11 protein-coding genes are annotated in these 18,416 nt (G+C 59.8%); 6 read left to right on the forward strand and 5 right to left on the reverse strand.

The annotated features are described in order from the left end of the window. Nucleotides 1-72: 72 nt before the first annotated feature. The 3 genes from ACOYXE_RS20735 to ACOYXE_RS20745 all read right to left on the reverse strand — a co-directional run bounded on the left by ACOYXE_RS20735 (nt 73) and on the right by ACOYXE_RS20745 (nt 7,636). Nucleotides 73-1,437 carry a DUF3999 domain-containing protein gene (locus ACOYXE_RS20735; RefSeq protein ID WP_405122475.1) on the reverse strand — a complete coding sequence of 455 codons (1,365 nt, stop codon included), beginning with the start codon at nt 1,435-1,437 and terminating at the stop codon, nt 73-75. After that, the gene (locus ACOYXE_RS20740) at nt 1,434-5,018 is read right to left on the reverse strand and encodes a DUF2339 domain-containing protein (RefSeq protein ID WP_460926525.1); all 3,585 of its coding nucleotides are present in this window, start codon (nt 5,016-5,018) and stop codon (nt 1,434-1,436) included. Before ACOYXE_RS20740 ends, ACOYXE_RS20735 begins: the two co-directional genes overlap by 4 nt. A gap of 167 nt (nt 5,019-5,185) precedes the next feature. Continuing rightward, nucleotides 5,186-7,636 carry a glycogen/starch/alpha-glucan phosphorylase gene (locus tag ACOYXE_RS20745; protein ID WP_160055020.1) on the reverse strand — a complete coding sequence of 817 codons (2,451 nt, stop codon included), beginning with the start codon at nt 7,634-7,636 and terminating at the stop codon, nt 5,186-5,188. Between the two features lie 259 nt (nt 7,637-7,895). Between ACOYXE_RS20745 and ACOYXE_RS20750 the strand changes: the two genes are divergently transcribed. Next, nucleotides 7,896-8,333, forward strand: a complete 438-nt coding sequence (locus ACOYXE_RS20750) for a YkgJ family cysteine cluster protein (RefSeq protein ID WP_007909261.1) — start codon at nt 7,896-7,898, stop codon at nt 8,331-8,333. A 282-nt stretch (nt 8,334-8,615) separates the two neighbouring features. On the opposite strand, the gene typA is transcribed toward ACOYXE_RS20750, so the two are convergent. Together typA and thiI are read right to left on the reverse strand one after the other, a co-directional pair. Further along, a complete protein-coding gene (typA, locus tag ACOYXE_RS20755) occupies nt 8,616-10,436 on the reverse strand; it encodes a translational GTPase TypA (RefSeq protein ID WP_160055017.1) in 1,821 nt (606 codons plus the stop codon). Nucleotides 10,437-10,575: 139 nt separating this feature from the next. Beyond that, complete coding sequence (gene thiI / locus ACOYXE_RS20760; RefSeq protein WP_460926526.1) at nt 10,576-12,030, reverse strand: tRNA uracil 4-sulfurtransferase ThiI; 1,455 nt, start codon at nt 12,028-12,030, stop codon at nt 10,576-10,578. A gap of 328 nt (nt 12,031-12,358) precedes the next feature. Between thiI and glnA the strand changes: the two genes are divergently transcribed. The 5 genes from glnA to ntrC all read left to right on the forward strand — a co-directional run bounded on the left by glnA (nt 12,359) and on the right by ntrC (nt 17,955). Continuing rightward, nucleotides 12,359-13,765, forward strand: a complete 1,407-nt coding sequence (gene glnA, locus ACOYXE_RS20765; protein ID WP_007909254.1) for a type I glutamate--ammonia ligase — start codon at nt 12,359-12,361, stop codon at nt 13,763-13,765. 307 nt (nt 13,766-14,072) lie between these two features. Beyond that, entirely contained in the window at nt 14,073-14,585 is a 513-nt protein-coding gene (locus tag ACOYXE_RS20770) for a DUF4124 domain-containing protein (RefSeq protein ID WP_160055012.1), read from the forward strand. Further along, nucleotides 14,582-15,205, forward strand: coding sequence for a DUF4124 domain-containing protein (locus tag ACOYXE_RS20775; RefSeq protein ID WP_405122478.1), 624 nt, complete (start codon nt 14,582-14,584; stop codon nt 15,203-15,205). The genes ACOYXE_RS20770 and ACOYXE_RS20775 overlap by 4 nt, the downstream gene beginning before the upstream one ends. 231 nt (nt 15,206-15,436) lie before the next feature. Next, complete coding sequence (gene glnL / locus ACOYXE_RS20780) at nt 15,437-16,522, forward strand: nitrogen regulation protein NR(II) (RefSeq protein ID WP_064117045.1); 1,086 nt, start codon at nt 15,437-15,439, stop codon at nt 16,520-16,522. Then, nucleotides 16,519-17,955: a nitrogen regulation protein NR(I) gene (gene ntrC / locus ACOYXE_RS20785; RefSeq protein ID WP_007909238.1), complete on the forward strand. Its 1,437-nt coding sequence runs from the start codon at nt 16,519-16,521 to the stop codon at nt 17,953-17,955. The genes glnL and ntrC overlap by 4 nt, the downstream gene beginning before the upstream one ends. The last annotated feature ends 461 nt before the right edge of the window (nt 17,956-18,416 follow it).

Consider the following 18,416-nt stretch of genomic DNA (forward strand, 5'->3'; position numbering starts at 1 on the left):
CTGGGGGTTAATTGATCAGTTCGGAATATGTATTGGCTGAAACGCCGCTTTCGCGAGCAGCGCCAGCCATTCTCAGGTGTTAGTTGGAGGCTTGCGCAACAAGCTAAACGCCATCGCCCCAAGGAAAACCACGCTCAATAACAACACCGCCCACAACCCGATCTTTTTCCAGTTGGTCTCAGCCACCGCCGCCGTGGTCGCCGTGGAGGTCTGCGTAGCCACCACCTCTCCCTGAACCGCAGCCTTACTCAACGCCGCCAGTTTCTCCGGTTTGAAATCCGGAATCAGCGTCGCCAACGGCAGATTCGCTGTCTTCACACTCGGATTGCCCAACGCCAGACTGTACGGCCCCTCCCCGCGCGCGAGGAAAATCACCTGCGTCGCTCGCACCGCGTACTTCACGCTTGGCGCCTGCTCACCCAGACCACCGCCACGCTCATCCACCGTCAGCTTCAACTGCTGCACGGTTTGCCCGTAAAGCTGCAATTCGTTCTGCACCACGTCCTGACCATTCTGGGTCAGGCGATAGAGCAACCCGCTGCTCAGCTCCTGCCAAGGCAAGCTGCTTTCGCGGCGTCCCGCCAATGTCACCGGCGCCAGACTGTTCGGTTGTTTGATTTCGACCTGCACCCGCTCGACATTCAGCCCCATCGGCAATTGCCAGGTGTACTCGCCGACCTTGGCACTGCTGCCGGCCAATGCCTGCGACCAGACCAACGGCAGCGGAACATTGCGCGGATCACTGCTTTTCAATTGTGCCGCCGTCAGGATCGGCGCCGAGTTCGGCGATTCCCACAGCAACCGCACATAGCGCGCCGATTGCCCCGGCAACGTCACCTCATGCTGCTCGATGCGCTCATCGGAAAAGGTCAGCCGTGCCACCTGCCCTTCGCCCCAGGCTTGCCAATGTTGCAGGTCGTCGCTGGCTTCGATGCTGAAGCGCTGGAAGCCGTCGCGCTCGCTGGTCCAGTCGAGGATCAACTGCTGCAACGGCGCCTTGATCGCGCTGGCATCGAGCAGCCAGCCACGCAGCACTTCTTCACCCGCCTCCAACTGGCTGGACGGTTGCACTTCGACCAGCGTGCCGCTGGTCGTCGATTGCACGCGCACATTCGGCGCGCGCTCGCTGGCGTCGGCGGCGTTGTACAGCGGGAACCACTTCACCTCGTGCAACTGACCGTCGTCGCGGGTCTGTGCCGATTCGCGTGCCAAGGCGTAAGCCTGCGGTTCGCCGGCGGCGTTGAACACACGCAGATCACTGAGATCGGTCTGGCGTGCCTGCAATTGCACGCTCAACGGCAACTCGAGGCGATACCAAGGGCCATTGCCTGTGACTGACAGCGGCACCTGCGTGGCGAAGTCCGCCGGTTTTTCCTGGGCACCGGCCACCATCACCACGCCCAACGCCAACCAACCCAGATTCAGCATGCGACTCAAGATGAAACTCCTTCGGTGTCCGGGATCGGTTTGTCCGCCGCCGGCTCAGCTTCAGCGCGTTTGGGCGGCAGCGGTGCGAAATAACCGACCACCAGCAGTAACACGCCAACGCCGATAAACGAGACGATCCGGGCGAGGCCACCACGGTTGCTCAATTCGACAAAAATCAGTTTGGCCACCACCAGCGCAATCAACGCCGCGCCGATCAGCCACACTTCGCGACGATGACGCAGATGCCCGCCGATCATCAGCCCGAGCGCCATCAGCGTCCAGACGATCGACAATCCGGCCTGCACCAACATTGAGGCGAGCAGCGTATCCAGCTCAAACGGGATGCCCGCCCAATGGTGCGCGGCGCGGGTGACCAGCGCCGTGCAGAAGGCGAACAGCGAAACCCCGGCGATCAATTGCGTCGCGTATTCGGCGTAGTCCTGACGAATCGACAGCTGCGAAACCGCACTGCGCGACCAGACATAAACACCGAACAGCGCGAACAGCAGACCCAACTCCAGCGGATTGAGCAGCGGCACGTACGGCAACGGCTCGGCATTGCCATCGCTGACACCATTGGCCAGCCAGAACCATGCGAGCATCAACACCGCCAGCGGCGCAGCGGCGTACAAACGGTACTCGCGAGGGAATGCCGCCACCGGCCACGGCCAACTGCGCGGTACTGCCGCCAGCAGCAGATAAAGGCTCGGCAGAATCGCCCAACCGAGCCAGCGCCAAGCGTTGTATTGCTCGGACAACAGCAGCAGGCCGTAGCGCAACTCCAGCGCCAGCACGCCGATCAGCAGCCAGCAGCCGAGTACATGTGCCGCACTCAAGGCGCGCGCCGGCAGCATCGGCGCCAAGCGTCGCAGACTGAAGAAGTGCACGGCAAACACCGCCGCCCACGCCAGCCAACCGAAATCGGCCGCTGGGTGATAACGCGAATGCCAGGCAGCGAGCAACACCAGACCTGCTGCCGGAATCAGCAAGGTACAGAGCAAGCCCAGCGCCGGCCATTTCAACCGCAACGACAGCAGCGTCCACACCGCCACGCTGACGGCTGCAACCAACAGCAGCAACGTGCCTTGCAGATTCGGAGCAGCAAAACGCAGCACCTCGCTGACCCACGCCAACGCCCACCAGCCGGCGCCCCACACCAGCAATACTTCGGACAACCGCTGCAAACTCAACGCATCGAATGCCGAGGCGTGATTGCCCAGTTGCAGGCGCCACGCACCGATCATCGCGGCCAGGCCCAACACCAGCGGCGTCCAGAATCCGCCATCGGCCAAAGGCTTCAGACCTTCGCTGGACAACGGTCCAAGCAACTTGGGGCCGGCCAGCAAAAACGCCGCACCGCCAATCACCTGCAACAGCAGACCAAAGACAAAACTTACGCGTTGCTTGAGGTACAGGCTCAACCAGATAATCAGCAAACCACTCGCTGCCCACACCGCACTCGCGGTCTGCCACGGCAGCACAAACAGCACTGCCAGATTGATCAGCACCAGACCGGCCAACAGCACCACCGACAAACCGCGCAGCAGACGCACATCACCGCGCACCATTTCATCGCGAGCCGCCAACAGCATGCCAGCGATCAACGCCAGACCAATCAACGACGCACTGAGCAAGCCGCTCCAACCGGCGCTGAACACTGCGGCGGAATCTTCCCCTGCACCTTGCAGACGCAGCAGGAACAACGCGCCACCGAGTAGCTGCACGGCAAATGCGCTGAACAGGAACGTACGCGACTGAATCCGCAGACCGACAAACAGCGTCACCAAACCGGCCAACGCCCAACTGATCGCCGTGGCCTGGACGAAGAAGAACAGTGGCGCGAGCAGATAGAGGAACGTCAAACCCAGACACGCCAGCACCGGCAAACCTTGACGTTCCCAAGGCGCGGCCTGTTCCGGCGAAGCCTTGCGCAATTGGTAGAAACTGAACAGCAGCGCGAGGCCGAGCATCAACGCGCCCAGCGGCGCACCGTCGAGCAAACTGCTCTCGCCGACGCCCAACTGACTGAGGAAGGCCAACGCGGAACCCAGTTGCAGCAGCAAGGCAAACGCCCGGGCGAACGGTCGATGCTGACGCAGACCGAGCCAGAAAATCCCCGCGCCTTCCACCGCCCATGCCGCTGAGGTCCAGCGCGCATCCAGCCCCAACGGAATGGCCAGGCTGGCAAAAATCACCCCGAGCGCCAGACAGGTTTCGCCCAGCAGCACCGCGCGTCCACCCATTAACAGCTTGGCCAGCGCCATGTAGATCATGCCCAGCGCTAGCGCACTGAACGCAGCAGCAAACTCCAGATGCTGCACCAGCTCAAACTGCAAACCAAAGCCAATGAGCGGCGGGCCGAACAGCATCGTCCCGTCGACGTAATCGCCCTTGCGCGCAGACCAGTGCAGTAACGCTTCACGGTCACCCTCTGCCGGCGCATCTGGCATATCGAGCAACTTGCGCCGCGCGAACAACAGACCGATGGCGAGGTACATCAGGAAAAACAGAATCAGGAACGGCTCGGTACTCCACAACAGCTCCGGCGCATAAGAGTGCAAGCCCCAGGCGAAACCGATGCCGAAGGTGCCGACGAAGCCGATCAGGTTGAGCAGACGCCAGGCCTTGAACCAGGCGATGGCGAGAATGCCAGCGTTGAGCAACGCGAAATAACTGAATAGCGCGACGTGGTTGCCGGCGCCGGTCGAGGTCAGGATCGGCGCGGCAAAACCGCCCAACGCGGCCGCTGCGGCAAGCCCCAAGGCATCTTGGGTTATGGCGAGAATCGCCGAGAAAATCGTGACTGCCACCAGCAGGCCGAGCGCAGCGGAAGGATCGAGCAACGGGTGCAGGCGCATCGCCGCGAACACCGTCAGGTACAGCACCGCAATTCCGGTGCCTTGCAGCATCAACGCGTAATTACTGTTGCGCCGGCGCAGCCACCAACCCAGCGCGAGCAGGCCCAACGCGGCCGCCGCGACACCGGCGTAACGCACCTCGATCGGCACGACCATGCCTTCGGTGGCGTAGCGCAGCAGGAACGCCAGACCGAAGAACAGCAACACAACACCGACGCGCAGTACGGTGTTACCGCCGAACAACCAGTTGCGCGCGGCGCTGATGCCGCGCTCGATAAGGTTCGGGCCACGGGGTTCGGCAGGTTGTTGCGGTTCGGGCGTGACGGCGTCAAGGCGCCAGACATCAGCGGGCAGCGGTTGACTGGTTTCACTGGCAGCGACGGAAATCGGTTCGAGTTCGGGCGGCAGTTCCCAGACCAGCTCGGGGGCCGGGGCTTCTTCGGCGGCTTTGACGGGTTCTACGACGGGCTCGGCAACCGGCGCCGCACTCGGTGGAGGGGCAGCATGAAGGGGCGCGCCCTCCAGCAAAAACAGACGTTGCTCGACACCCTGCAAAGCGACTTTCGCCTGCTCAAGTTGCTGCTGTTGCGCCGTCGCCAGCGAGCCAAGCCGAGCGATGCGGATAGTTTGCCCGATCGCCAGCCCCAGCAGCGCGCCCAACAGCGCATCACTGAACGACTCGTCGAGCAGCCAGCCGAGCACCAGCCCGATCAACATGAACATCCATTGCATGGTCGATATCCCTAAGCGCGAAGGCTAATCCGGGAAGATTAGCGCAGCCTGACCCAAAAAGATCGCAGCCTGCGGAAGCTCCTACAGGGTTATGTGAACACCTCTGTAGGAGCTGCCGCAGGCTGCGATCTTTTCCGGCGCGCGATTATATCGAGCCGAGTGGAAAGTTACTCCAGTGCTTTCCAGATATCCGTGGCGTACTCGCGAATCGTCCGGTCCGAGGAGAACCAGCCCATCCGCGCCGTATTGAGGACCGCCGAACGCCACCAGTTGTTGGAATCGTGCCAATGCGCCTCAACGCGTTTCTGTGCTTCCCAATAGGAATCGAAGTCGGCGCAGACCAGGAAGCGGTCGTAATCCACCAGCGAATCGATCAGCCCGGTATAGCGCGAAGTGTCATCCGGCGAGAACACCCCGCTGCGAATCGCTTGCAGCACATCGTTCAAACGATGCGACGCGGCGATGTCCGGCAACGCGCTGAACTCGTGGTTCTGTTTGCGCGCCTCCACCTGCTGAGCGCTGAGGCCGAAAATGAACATGTGCTCGGCACCGATGCGTTCGCACATTTCCACGTTGGCGCCATCCAGCGTGCCGATGGTCAGTGCGCCGTTGAGGCCGAACTTCATGTTACTGGTGCCCGACGCTTCGAAGCCGGCAGTGGAAATCTGCTCGGACAAGTCCGCCGCCGGAATGATGCTTTCCGCCAGGCTGACATTGTAGTTAGGCAGAAACACCACTTTCAGCAAGCCGCGCACCGTCGGATCGTTGTTCACCACCCGGGCGATGTCGTTGGTCAGCTTGATGATCAGTTTGGCCTGGTGATAACTCGCCGCCGCTTTACCGGCGAAGATCTTCACCCGTGGCACCCAGTCGACTTCCGGCTCGGCGCGAATCGCCTGATACAGCGCCACGGTGTGCAGCAGGTTGAGCAACTGACGTTTGTATTCATGGATCCGCTTGACCTGCACATCGAACATCGCCGCCGGATTGACCGCGATGCCCAGCCGTTCGTGAATCAGATAGGCCAAAGCTTTTTTGCTGTGCAGGCGTTGCTCGGCGAAGGCCTTGCGGAATGCGGCTTTTTCAGCGAACGGTTCTAGATCGAGCAGGCGCTCTTCAGGGTTATCGAGCAAATCCGGGCCGAGCGCATCGACCAGCATCGAAGTCAGTTCGGAGTTGGCCTGATACAACCAGCGGCGGAAGGTAATGCCGTTGGTTTTGTTGTTGATCCGCTCGGGATAGAGCTTGTGCAGTTCGGCGAACACGGTTTTACGCATCAACTGCGTGTGCAGTCCGGACACACCGTTAACGCTGTGCGAACCGAGGAACGCGAGGTTACCCATGCGCACGCGGCGACCGTTGTCTTCTTCGATCAGCGACACCGCGCGCAGCACGTCGAAATCGTGAATGCCTTTGGCTCGCAGCGAATCGATGTGCTGGGCGTTGATCAGGTAAATGATCTGCATGTGCCGTGGCAGCATGCGTTCCATCAAACCCACCGGCCAGGTTTCCAGTGCTTCCGGCAGCAGCGTGTGGTTGGTGTACGACAGCGTGTCGACAGTGACTTGCCACGCCGCGTCCCACGCCACGTCGTAGACGTCGACCAGTTGGCGCATCAGTTCGGCAACAGCAATTGAAGGGTGCGTGTCGTTGAGCTGGATCGCCGCGTGATCGCCCAGGGTCAGCACCGAGGTGTGCATGTTGCGATGGCGGCGCAGCAGATCTTGCAGCGACGCGGCGACAAAGAAATATTCCTGGCGCAGGCGCAGCTCTTGCCCCGCTTCAGTGCTGTCCGCCGGGTAAAGCACGCGGGAGATACTTTCGGCGCGAGCAACCTCGGCGACGGCGCCCAAGTGGTCACCGGCGTTGAAGCGTTCCAGGTGCAAATCTTCCATGGCGCGGGCACGCCACAGGCGCAAGGTGTTGACGCTTGCCCCGCGCCAGCCAACCACCGGCGTGTCGTAAGCAATGGCGCGAACAGTTTCTGCTGGCGACCAGACCTGTTTGGATTTGCCGGAAACGTCGGTGACGGTTTCAACGCTGCCGCCGAAGCCGATGGAGTAGACGACTTCCGGCCGTTCAAACTCCCACGGGTTGCCGAAATCCAGCCAGTGCTCGGTCTGCTCCTGCTGCCAACCATCGACGATGGCCTGGCGGAACAAGCCGTGTTCATAACGAATGCCGTAGCCGTGACCAGCGATGCCGAGGGTCGACATGCTTTCCATAAAGCATGCGGCCAGACGACCGAGGCCGCCGTTGCCGAGCGCCGCATCGGGTTCCAGCAAGCGGATGCGCTCCAGATCGACACCGAGTTCAGTCAGCGCTTCACGGGCGACGTCGAGCAGGCCGAGGTTGCTCAGACTGTCGTAGAGCAAGCGGCCGATGAGGAACTCCAGCGAGAGGTAATACACCCGCTTCTGGCCTTTGCGATAAATCTGCCGGGTGTGGTCCATCCAGTGTTCGACCATGTGATCGCGCGCAGCCAAAGCGATGGCTTCGAACCAGTCATGGTCGAAGGCGTGATCGGGGTCTTTGCCCACCGCATAGGTGAGCTTGGTCAGGACGGCGTCGCGGAATGCGGCCACCTCTGCTTCGCGAACTAGTGGTTCTTGAGTCATCGATAGGACCTCGAGCGAGCGGGAATTGTCTGAGCCTAGACGGTCTGACCGACGGTGAAGGCTCTGGTTCGGCAGTATTTCCTGAGACGGTGAGATGGCCCGGCATTACCTTGGCGGATGAGCTAATGAATGCAGGGGCCGTGCCGAATTGTCCGGCAATGTGCCTGTATGCAGAAAAAATCTGGCGAAAGGTTGTTCAAAAATCCACCAGTCCCGGTATGATCGCGCGCCCTGATGCACACACGCCTGGTAACTCCCGATGATGAAGCCCAACCTGATTGCCGCCGCCGAGATCGATCGTCTCGATACGTGGGCAAAATACTCAGCCCCGATGTGCGGTTCCTGCGTGTCCAGCTGCTGCACGCTGCCGGTTGAGGTGAAGATCAAGGATCTGGTGCGCATCGGTGTGGTCGACGAGTTCGAACTCGGCGATCCGCCAAAAAACATCGCCAAGCGTCTGCAAAAGGAAGGCCTGGTTGAACGCTTCAATCAGAAGTCCGGCATCTTTACCCTCCAGCGCATGAGCAACAACGATTGCTACTACCTGGATCGTAAGAGCCGCCTGTGCACCATTTATGACAAGCGCCCGGATACCTGCCGCAATCACCCGAAGATCGGACCGCGTCCTGGGTATTGCGCGTACAAGCCGAAGGAAGTGGTGCGCGAGCAGAATTTCCGCGCGATCGAGCGCTTCTGAACGACGCTGAGTTCTTCGGTAGCCGTTAACCCCCAGCCCCTCACCCCAGCCCTCTCCCGAGGGAGAGGGAGCCGATCTCTGTCGCTTCCAAACCTGAGGTCGACTCGATTACTCAGATCGATGCAAAGCCAAAGAACAACTCGGTCAGTCCCCTCTCCCTCTGGGAGAGGGCTAGGGTGAGGGGCTCTTGATCTTCAAGACCCAACTGCATTTCCTCCAGACAAACAAAAACGCCCCCGGTCTCTCGACCGGGGGCGTTTTCATTCAGCCTGAACTAATGACTCAGTTCTTGGCTTTCTTGGCAGCGCGGGTACGCTCGCTTTCGTCCAGGATCTTCTTGCGAAGACGGATGGACTTAGGAGTGACTTCGCACAGCTCGTCTTCCTGGATGTATTCCAGAGCCTGTTCCAGGGTGAAGCGAACAGGTGGTACCAGAGCGATGGTTTCGTCTTTACCCGAAGCACGCATGTTGTCGAGCTTCTTGCCTTTGGTCGGGTTTACACCCAGGTCGTTGTCGCGGCTGTTCTGACCAACGATTTGACCGTTGTAGATCTCCTGGCCGTGTTCTACGAACAGCTTGCCACGAGCCTGCAGGGTTTCCAGCGAGTAGGTCAGTGCCTTGCCGGTTTCAACCGAAACCAGAACGCCGTTCTGACGGCCGGACATGTGGCCCGACTTGACGGTGTCGTAGCGATCGAAGATCGAGGTCAGGATGCCAGCACCGTTGGTCAGGGTCAGGAACTGGTTACGGAAACCGATCAGACCGCGAGCAGGGATGTTGTATTCCAGACGAACACGGCCCTTGCCATCAGGAACCATGTTGCTCAGGTCGCCTTTACGCAGACCCATCTCTTCCATGACCTTGCCCTGAGCTTCTTCAGGGATGTCGATGGTTACGTTTTCAAACGGTTCTTGCTTGACGCCGTCAACTTCACGAATGATCACTTCAGGACGGCCCAGGGCCAGCTCGAAGCCTTCGCGACGCATGGTTTCGATCAGTACCGAGAGGTGCAGCTCACCACGGCCGGAAACCTTGAACTTGTCAGCGGTGTCGCCTTCTTCAACGCGCAGGGCAACGTTGTACAGCAGCTCTTTGTCCAGACGGTCCTTGATGTTACGGGACGTCACGAACTTGCCTTCTTTACCGCAGAATGGCGAGTCGTTTACCTGGAAGGTCATGGAAACGGTTGGCTCGTCAACGGTCAGAGGCTTCATCGCCTCGACAGTATCCGGGTGGCACAGGGTGTCGGAGATGAACAGCGAGTCCATACCGCTGATGCAAACGATATCGCCTGCTGCAGCTTCTTCAACGTCAACGCGGTGCAGACCGTGGTGACCCATCAGTTTCAGGATACGGCCGTTACGGCGCTTGCCGTCGGCACCGATCGCCACAACCGGGGTGTTCGGCTTGACGCGGCCACGAGCGATACGGCCAACGCCGATAACACCCAGGAAGCTGTTGTAGTCCAGAGCGGAGATCTGCATCTGGAACGCGCCGTCACGGTCAACAGCCGGAGGCGGAACGTGGTCGACTACCGCTTGGTACAGCGGGGTCATGTCTTCAGCCATGGCGGTGTGATCCAGACCGGCGATGCCGTTCAGGGCCGAGGCGTAGACAACCTGGAAGTCCAGTTGTTCTTCGGTAGCACCGAGGTTGTCGAACAGGTCGAAGATCTGGTCCAGAACCCAGTCCGGACGCGCGCCTGGACGGTCAACCTTGTTGATCACCACGATTGGACGCAGGCCGGCTTCGAAAGCCTTCTTGGTCACGAAACGGGTTTGCGGCATAGGGCCGTCTTGAGCGTCAACCAGCAGCAGAACGGAGTCAACCATCGACATTACACGTTCAACTTCGCCGCCGAAGTCGGCGTGGCCCGGGGTGTCCACGATGTTGATGTGGTAGCCGTTCCAGTTGATGGCGGTGTTTTTCGCCAGAATGGTAATACCGCGCTCTTTTTCCTGGTCGTTGGAGTCCATCACGCGCTCGTCGTTGAGCTCGTTGCGCTCCAGAGTGCCGGATTGACGCAGGAGTTTGTCTACCAGGGTGGTTTTACCATGGTCAACGTGGGCAATGATGGCGATGTTGCGTAGATTTTCGATCACTTGTGTATCTCGATCAGAGGATTCGGTTTGCTGACAAGTCTTGGCAGCGATTAGCAGTAGTGTCCGGCATGGCCGTTACAGCTTGACGGCGGTGTCGGGGGGCCGGTGACGCAGGCCACAGGCAAACAGCCCCGGGCACTTAGCTCGGTCGATAAACGCGCACATTGGCATGCCCCTCACTGAGCAAATGGTGAGCATGCAGGCGACTCATCACGCCTTTGTCGCAATACAGCAGGTACTGGCGAGTCGGATCCAGCTCCTTGAAACGAGCGTTCACTGCGTAGAACGGCATCGTCTGTACTTCTACGCCAGCGAGTTCCAGCGGCTCATCCTCGGCGGCATCCGGGTGACGGATGTCGATCACGATCTGGCCGGCCAGTGCTTCGCTGACTTCTTCAATCTGTACGTCCTGGCCCAATTCGTCGATCACCCGATCGATCGGCACCAGTTTGGCGTTTTCGAGCGCACGCTCGAGGACCGCCATGTCGAATTCTTTCTCTTCGTGTTCAACGCGACCGCGTTTGGCGGCGGTCTTCGGGTTGACCGAAATGACCCCGCAGTATTCCGGCATGTGCCGGGCGAAATCGGCGGTGCCAATTTCGTTGGCGGTGTCGATGATGTCCTGCTTGTGCGCCACGATCAGCGGACGCAGGACCAGCTTGTCGGTCACACAGTCGATCACCGACAGGTTCGGCAGTGTCTGGCTCGACACCTGGGAGATCGCCTCGCCGGTGACCAGCGCCTCGATCTGCAGACGGTCGGCGATGTTGGAAGCCGCGCGCAACATCATACGCTTCAACACGACGCCCATATGACTGTTATCGACTTTGCCAAGAATTTCGCCCAAAACTTCTTCGAACGGAACACTGACAAATAGCACGCGTTGCGAGCTGCCGTACTTCTTCCAGATGAAATGCGCGACTTCCATCACGCCCAATTCATGGGCACGACCGCCCAGATTGAAGAAGCAGAAGTGCGTCATCAGGCCGCGACGAATGATCTGGTAGGCCGCAACGGTCGAGTCAAAGCCGCCGGACATCAATACCAGCGTCTGCTCCAACGCACCCAGCGGATAGCCGCCGATGCCGTTGTGCTGGCTGTGGATCACAAACAACCGTTTGTCGCGAACTTCGATACGGACTTCGATTTCTGGCGCTTTCAGGTCGATACCAGCAGCACCGCACTCACGGCGCAGCTTGCTGCCGACGTATTTTTCGACGTCCATCGAGCTGAAGCTGTGCTTGCCCGCGCGCTTGCAGCGCACCGAGAAAATCTTCCCGGCCAGTGCATCGCCGTAGTGCTGTTTGCACTTCTCGGTAATGTCGTCGAAATCGCCCAGCGGGTACTCGTCGATCTGCAGAAAGTGCGCGATGCCCGGCATGCAGGTCAGGCGCTCACCCATCTCTTTCAAGGCTTTGGCGTCGGTAACGCGGGTTTCCAGCTCGAGATTGTCCCACACACCGTTCACCACCACGGCCGGGTCCAGGTCACGGAGCACGGTGCGGATGTTCTTGGCCAGCTGGCGGATGAATTTCGTCCGGACAGGTCGGCTTTTGATGGTGATCTCGGGGAAGACTTTTACGATTAGTTTCATGAAAACAGCGCGCGAACGGCCAGCCGAAAAAGGGGGGCGCGGATTATAGCGGAAATTGCTCAAGGTTTAACCAGTTAATGTGCAGAAGGTTTTGTGCGCACCAAAACGGGTCATTTTCGAATCAAGACGCTACATTAGAGGGCGATATTTTCATCATTCAGGCGTTTGAAGCCTTAATAAGCGTGAATTTGGGGCGAAAAACCCATGCTGGGGCACTGGCATGCAATTTGCTCCCTTGTGAGGCAGGTTGCCTTGGCAGAGTATTCGCGCCGGCATCAACCAAATTCAAGGGCATCCACTACCAAGCCCGAAGCCACCCGGAGGACATATGTCGAAGACGGTTCAACTCATCAAAGATCATGACGTCAAGTGGATTGATCTGCGCTTCACGGACACCAAAGGTACTCAGCACCACGTGACCATGCCGGCTCGCGATGCTTTGGACGAAGACTTCTTCGAAGTCGGCAAGATGTTCGACGGTTCCTCCATCGCTGGCTGGAAAGGCATCGAAGCCTCCGACATGATCCTGATGCCGGTTGACGAAACGGCCGTTCTCGACCCGTTCACCGAAGACGCCACCCTGATCCTGGTGTGCGACATCATCGAACCTTCGAGCATGCAAGGCTACGACCGCGACCCACGTGCGATCGCCAAGCGCGCCGAAGAACACCTGAAAGCCACCGGTATCGGTGACACTGTGTTCGCCGGTCCAGAGCCAGAGTTCTTCATCTTTGACTCGGTGAAATTCAAGTCGGACATCTCCGGTTCGATGTTCAAGATCTACTCCGAGCAAGGTTCGTGGATGTCCGACCAGGACATCGAAGGCGGCAACAAGGGTCACCGTCCAGGCGTCAAAGGTGGCTACTTCCCGGTTCCGCCGTTCGATCACGACCACGAAATCCGTACCTCCATGTGCAACGCACTGGAAGAAATGGGCCTGACCGTCGAAGTTCACCACCACGAAGTGGCGACTGCCGGCCAGAACGAAATCGGCGTCAAGTTCAACACCCTGGTGAAGAAAGCCGACGAAACCCAAACCCTGAAGTACGTTGTGCACAACGTTGCTGACGCTTACGGCCGCACCGCGACCTTCATGCCGAAGCCACTGTACGGCGACAACGGTTCGGGCATGCACGTACACATGTCGATCTGGAAAGACGGCAAGAACACCTTCGCAGGTGAAGGCTATGCCGGCCTGTCCGATACCGCTCTGTACTTCATCGGCGGCATCATCAAACACGGTAAGGCCCTGAACGGCTTCACCAACCCGGCGACCAACTCCTACAAGCGTCTGGTGCCAGGCTTCGAAGCTCCAGTGATGCTGGCCTACTCGGCTCGCAACCGCTCCGCTTCGATCCGTATTCCTTACGTGTCGAGCCCGAAAGCCCGCCGTATCGAAGCCCGCTTCCCGGATCCGGCTGCCAACCCGTACCTGGCCTTCGCAGCACTGCTGATGGCTGGTCTGGACGGTATCCAGAACAAGATCCACCCAGGCGACGCTGCCGACAAAAACCTGTACGACCTGCCGCCTGAAGAGGCGAAAGAGATCCCACAAGTTTGCGGCAGCCTGAAAGAAGCTCTGGAAGAGCTGGATAAAGGCCGTGCGTTCCTGACCAAGGGCGGCGTGTTCTCCGACGACTTCATCGACGCTTACATCGCGCTGAAATCGGAAGAAGAAATCAAGGTTCGCACCTTCGTGCACCCACTGGAATATGAGCTGTACTACAGCTGCTGATCCGGTAGCGCCGCGTTACGTGGCGTGAGTGAAAGAGGCCTCCTTCGGGAGGCCTTTTTTATTGCAGATCAAAAAACCCTCACCCTAACCCTCTCCCAGAGGGAGAGGGGACTTATCTCCATGCTTTTCCGAACCTGAGTTCACATGGCAATTTCAGGTCGATGAAATTTGTCAGAGAAACGCGGTCAATCCCCTCTCCCTCTGGGAGAGGGTTAGGGTGAGGGCGTTACCAGATGTTTACCGGGTTGGGCCAACCGCCGCGTCTGGCCTATGCTGCACCCCATCGCTTTCAATCCCGGTCGATTTCATGGGTCGCACCTTTCTCTACATTCTGCTGCTGATCGCCCTGCCCGCCGACGCGCAGATCTACAAATACACCGATGCCAACGGCAACACGGTGTACAGCGATCATTCGCCGGACGGCGTGCAAGCGAAGCCGATGGAGTTGCCGCCGCTCAACCGGGTCGAACCGCAAACGCCTAGCACAGTACCCGCGACTGAAGCTGACAACCGTGAGCCTGCGCGCAACGCCTACGACATTCTTGAACTCGCTGGTCTGCCCACCGAAGAGGCCCTGCGCGCTAACAACGGCACCTTCACCGTCAACGTGCTGATCAAGCCGCGCCTGCAAGCGCCGCATCAATTAAGGCTGGTATTGGACGATGAGCCTTACGGTCAGCCGAGCAACGTGCCGATCCTGCAACTGGTGAACGTCGATCGCGGCGAACACCGGCTCGCGGTGCAAGTGATCGACGGCCAGACGATCATCCAGCAGAGCCCACCCGTCGCCCTTAGCGTGCAGCGGGTGCACAAGCCATGATCCGCGCGTGGTTGTTCGTCCTGTCGGCGCTGATGCCGCTGCAAGCCTCAGCCGAGGTCTTCACTTATACCGACGCGCAAGGCAATCGCGTCTACACCGACCAACCGCGCGGCAATGCCAAGCGAGTGCCGATCGCCACCAGTAACCGCATGCCGGCCAACCCCACCGCCGCCGCGCCGATCACCACCGCGAAAAAATCCCCGGAGCAACCGCCCTTCCACTACGACATGCTGCGCATTCTGGTGCCTGAACCCGATGCAACCATTCGCAGCAGCGCTGGCGAAATCATCGTCAGCGTTACCAGCGAACCCGGCCTGCAACGCGGTCACCGCTATCGCCTGCTGCTGGATGGCCAAGCCACCGGCGAACCCGGCCTCAGTCCTGTGTTCCCGCTGACCAATATCGATCGTGGCAGCCACAACCTTTCCGTGGAAATCCTTGACACCGAAGGCCGTACCGTCGAACGCACGGCCAACCAGCCCTTCCATATGCTGCGCATCTCGCTTGCGCAGAAGCGTCAGGTCAAACCCTGCACCAAGGAGGATTATGGCGTACGCCCGGAATGCCCGCTGAAAGACAAACCGCCCGAGCCGAAAAACCCCTTCCTGCGTTTCTTCTAACGCCGCTCAGCTTTGCGCACTATATTGGTGCAATAGGCTGCACCGTACTCACATTCCAACCCATTTTGGTTCGAAACTACCCGTGAGAGCTGGCCCTGTGCCACGCAAACGAGCGTCAAACGGCTGTTTCAAGGGTTAAACGCTTCTTTTCGGAGCCTTGGTTTGGTTTTTGCATTTTCCCGATACCGACGCTTGCTTGTTGCGCACGCTCCGCCCCCAAAAGAGGCTCCGATGACCATTAGCGACGCAATCCACCGTTTGCTGCTCGACAACCTGACCACCGCCACTATCCTGCTCGACGCCGAATTGCGCCTCGAGTACATGAACCCGGCGGCGGAGATGCTGCTCGCCATCAGCGGGCAGCGCAGCCATGGCCAGTTCATCAGCGAGCTGTTCACTGAATCCACCGAGGCGCTGAATTCCCTGCGCCAGGCGGTGGAACAGGCGCATCCGTTTACCAAACGCGAAGCCATGCTCACCGCGCTCACCGGCCAGACCTTGACCGTTGATTACGCGGTGACGCCGATCCTCAGTAACGGCGCGACCATGCTCCTGCTGGAAGTCCATCCGCGTGACCGCCTGCTGCGGATCACCAAGGAAGAGGCGCAGCTGTCCAAGCAGGAAACCAGCAAGATGCTGGTGCGCGGCCTTGCCCACGAGATCAAGAACCCGCTCGGTGGCATCCGTGGCGCCGCACAATTGCTGGCCCGCGAGCTGCCGGAAGACAGCCTGCGCGATTACACCAACGTGATCATTGAAGAGGCCGACCGCCTGCGCAATCTGGTCGACCGCATGCTCGGCTCGAACAAGCTGCCGTCGCTGGCCATGTGCAACGTCCACGAAGTGCTCGAGCGCGTCTGCCAACTGGTCGAAGCCGAAAGCCAGGGCTGCATCACCTTGGTGCGCGATTACGACCCAAGTATTCCCGACGTCTTGATCGACCGCGAGCAAATGATTCAGGCGGTGTTGAACATCGTGCGCAACGCGATGCAGGCGATCAGCAGCCAGAACGAGCTGCGTCTTGGCCGCATCAGCCTGCGCACCCGCGCCATGCGCCAGTTCACCATCGGCCACATCCGCCATCGCCTGGTGACCAAGATCGAGATCATCGACAACGGCCCCGGGATCCCGGCGGAACTTCAGGAAACCATTTTCTTTCCCATGGTCAGCGGACGCCCGGACGGTACCGGACTCGGCCTGGCCATTACCCAGAACATCATCAGCCAGCACCAGGGCCTGATCGAGTGTGACAGCCATCCAGGCCACACCACCTTCTCGATCTTTCTGCCACTGGAACAAGGAGCCACATCGACATGAGCCGTAGTGAAACCGTGTGGATCGTCGATGACGACCGTTCTATCCGTTGGGTTCTGGAAAAAGCCTTGCAGCAGGAAGGCATGACCACCCAGAGCTTCGACAGCGCTGATGGCGTGATGAGTCGCCTGGCCCGTCAGCAGCCTGACGTGATCATTTCCGATATCCGCATGCCGGGTGCCAGTGGTCTGGACCTTCTGGCGCGGATTCGCGAGCAGCATCCACGGTTGCCGGTCATCATCATGACCGCTCACTCCGATCTGGACAGCGCTGTCGCCTCGTATCAGGGCGGCGCGTTCGAGTACCTGCCGAAGCCGTTCGACGTTGATGAAGCGGTGTCGCTGGTCAAGCGTGCCAATCAGCACGCGCAAGAACAGCAAGGCCTGGAAGTCGTGCCGGCACTGACCCGCACCCCGGAAATCATCGGTGAAGCGCCGGCGATGCAGGAAGTGTTTCGCGCCATCGGCCGCTTGAGCCACTCCAACATCACCGTGCTGATCAACGGCGAATCCGGCACCGGTAAAGAACTGGTCGCCCATGCCCTGCACCGCCACAGCCCGCGCGCGGCCTCGCCGTTCATCGCGCTGAACATGGCGGCGATCCCCAAGGATCTGATGGAATCCGAGCTGTTCGGCCACGAAAAAGGCGCGTTCACCGGTGCGGCGAACCTGCGTCGCGGGCGCTTTGAACAGGCTGACGGCGGCACGCTGTTCCTCGATGAAATCGGCGACATGCCGGCCGACACCCAGACGCGCCTGCTGCGGGTCTTGGCCGACGGCGAGTTCTATCGTGTTGGCGGCCATGTCCCGGTCAAGGTCGACGTGCGCATCATTGCGGCGACGCACCAGAATCTGGAAACCCTCGTCCATGCCGGCAAATTCCGTGAGGACTTGTTCCATCGCCTCAACGTGATCCGCATCCACATTCCGCGCTTGTCGGACCGTCGCGAGGACATTCCGACCCTGGCCAAGCACTTCCTCAGCCGCGCCGCGCAGGAGCTGGCGGTCGAGCCGAAACTGCTGAAAAGCGAGACCGAGGAATATCTGAAGAACCTGCCGTGGGGCGGCAACGTGCGTCAGCTGGAAAACACGTGCCGCTGGATCACCGTGATGGCGTCCGGGCGCGAAGTGCATATCAGCGACCTGCCGCCAGAACTGCTGAACCTGCCGCAGGATTCGGCGCCGGTGACCAACTGGGAGCAGGCGTTGCGTCAATGGGCCGATCAGGCCTTGGCGCGTGGCCAGTCGAGTTTGCTCGACAGTGCGGTGCCGGCATTTGAGCGGATCATGATCGAGACGGCGCTGAAACACACCGCCGGGCGTCGGCGTGATGCGGCGGTTTTGCTGGGTTGGGGGCGTAATACCCTGACGCGCAAAATCAAGGAACTGGGAATGAAGGTGGATGGTGGGGATGATGATGAGGGGGATGAGGGTTAAACCTTGTTCGCTTGAGAGTGGTTGTGTACTCAGGATCCATCCCCCTCACCCCAGCCCTCTCCCCCATGGGGGAGAGGGGGAATGGGAGCCGATTTGTGTGATGTAAAAGGCCTGAGCTCGGCTCGGTATTTCAGGTCGACGTAACTTGACCGGGCAACTCGGTCAGTCCCCTCTCCCTCAGGGAGAGGGTTAGGGTGAGGGGCCGCCGTGCACCGCATCAATGCACAATGACCCGTGATCGCGCACAGCCGCATCGCCACACTTCCCCCTAATAACACTGAAAACCCTTTTTTCATCAACACAAAAGCCCCGATGTACGGGGCTTTCGCGTTTCTGACCAGCTTTTTTGTTTCAGCAGATTAAAACCTGGCACGCCCCCTGCAACACCTCTTACAGGTGATTAGTTTCACCACCCGTTTCGGGGACCTTGGTACAGGCAGGCCGGGGATTCCCCTCTTTAT

This window comes from Pseudomonas sp. MC6, assembly GCF_054790575.1.

Bases quoted from the DNA above. Each gene is read 5' to 3' on its own strand.
- ACOYXE_RS20770 (WP_160055012.1), top strand. From the start codon at position 14,073: ATGGGTCGCACCTTTCTCTACATTCTGCTGCTGATCGCCCTGCCCGCC.
- ACOYXE_RS20745 (WP_160055020.1), bottom strand. From the start codon at position 7,636: ATGACTCAAGAACCACTAGTTCGCGAAGCAGAGGTGGCCGCATTCCGC.
- ntrC (WP_007909238.1), top strand. From the start codon at position 16,519: ATGAGCCGTAGTGAAACCGTGTGGATCGTCGATGACGACCGTTCTATC.
- ACOYXE_RS20750 (WP_007909261.1), top strand. From the start codon at position 7,896: ATGATGAAGCCCAACCTGATTGCCGCCGCCGAGATCGATCGTCTCGAT.
- ACOYXE_RS20740 (WP_460926525.1), bottom strand. From the start codon at position 5,018: ATGCAATGGATGTTCATGTTGATCGGGCTGGTGCTCGGCTGGCTGCTC.
- ACOYXE_RS20775 (WP_405122478.1), top strand. From the start codon at position 14,582: ATGATCCGCGCGTGGTTGTTCGTCCTGTCGGCGCTGATGCCGCTGCAA.
- glnL (WP_064117045.1), top strand. From the start codon at position 15,437: ATGACCATTAGCGACGCAATCCACCGTTTGCTGCTCGACAACCTGACC.
- glnA (WP_007909254.1), top strand. From the start codon at position 12,359: ATGTCGAAGACGGTTCAACTCATCAAAGATCATGACGTCAAGTGGATT.
- thiI (WP_460926526.1), bottom strand. From the start codon at position 12,030: ATGAAACTAATCGTAAAAGTCTTCCCCGAGATCACCATCAAAAGCCGA.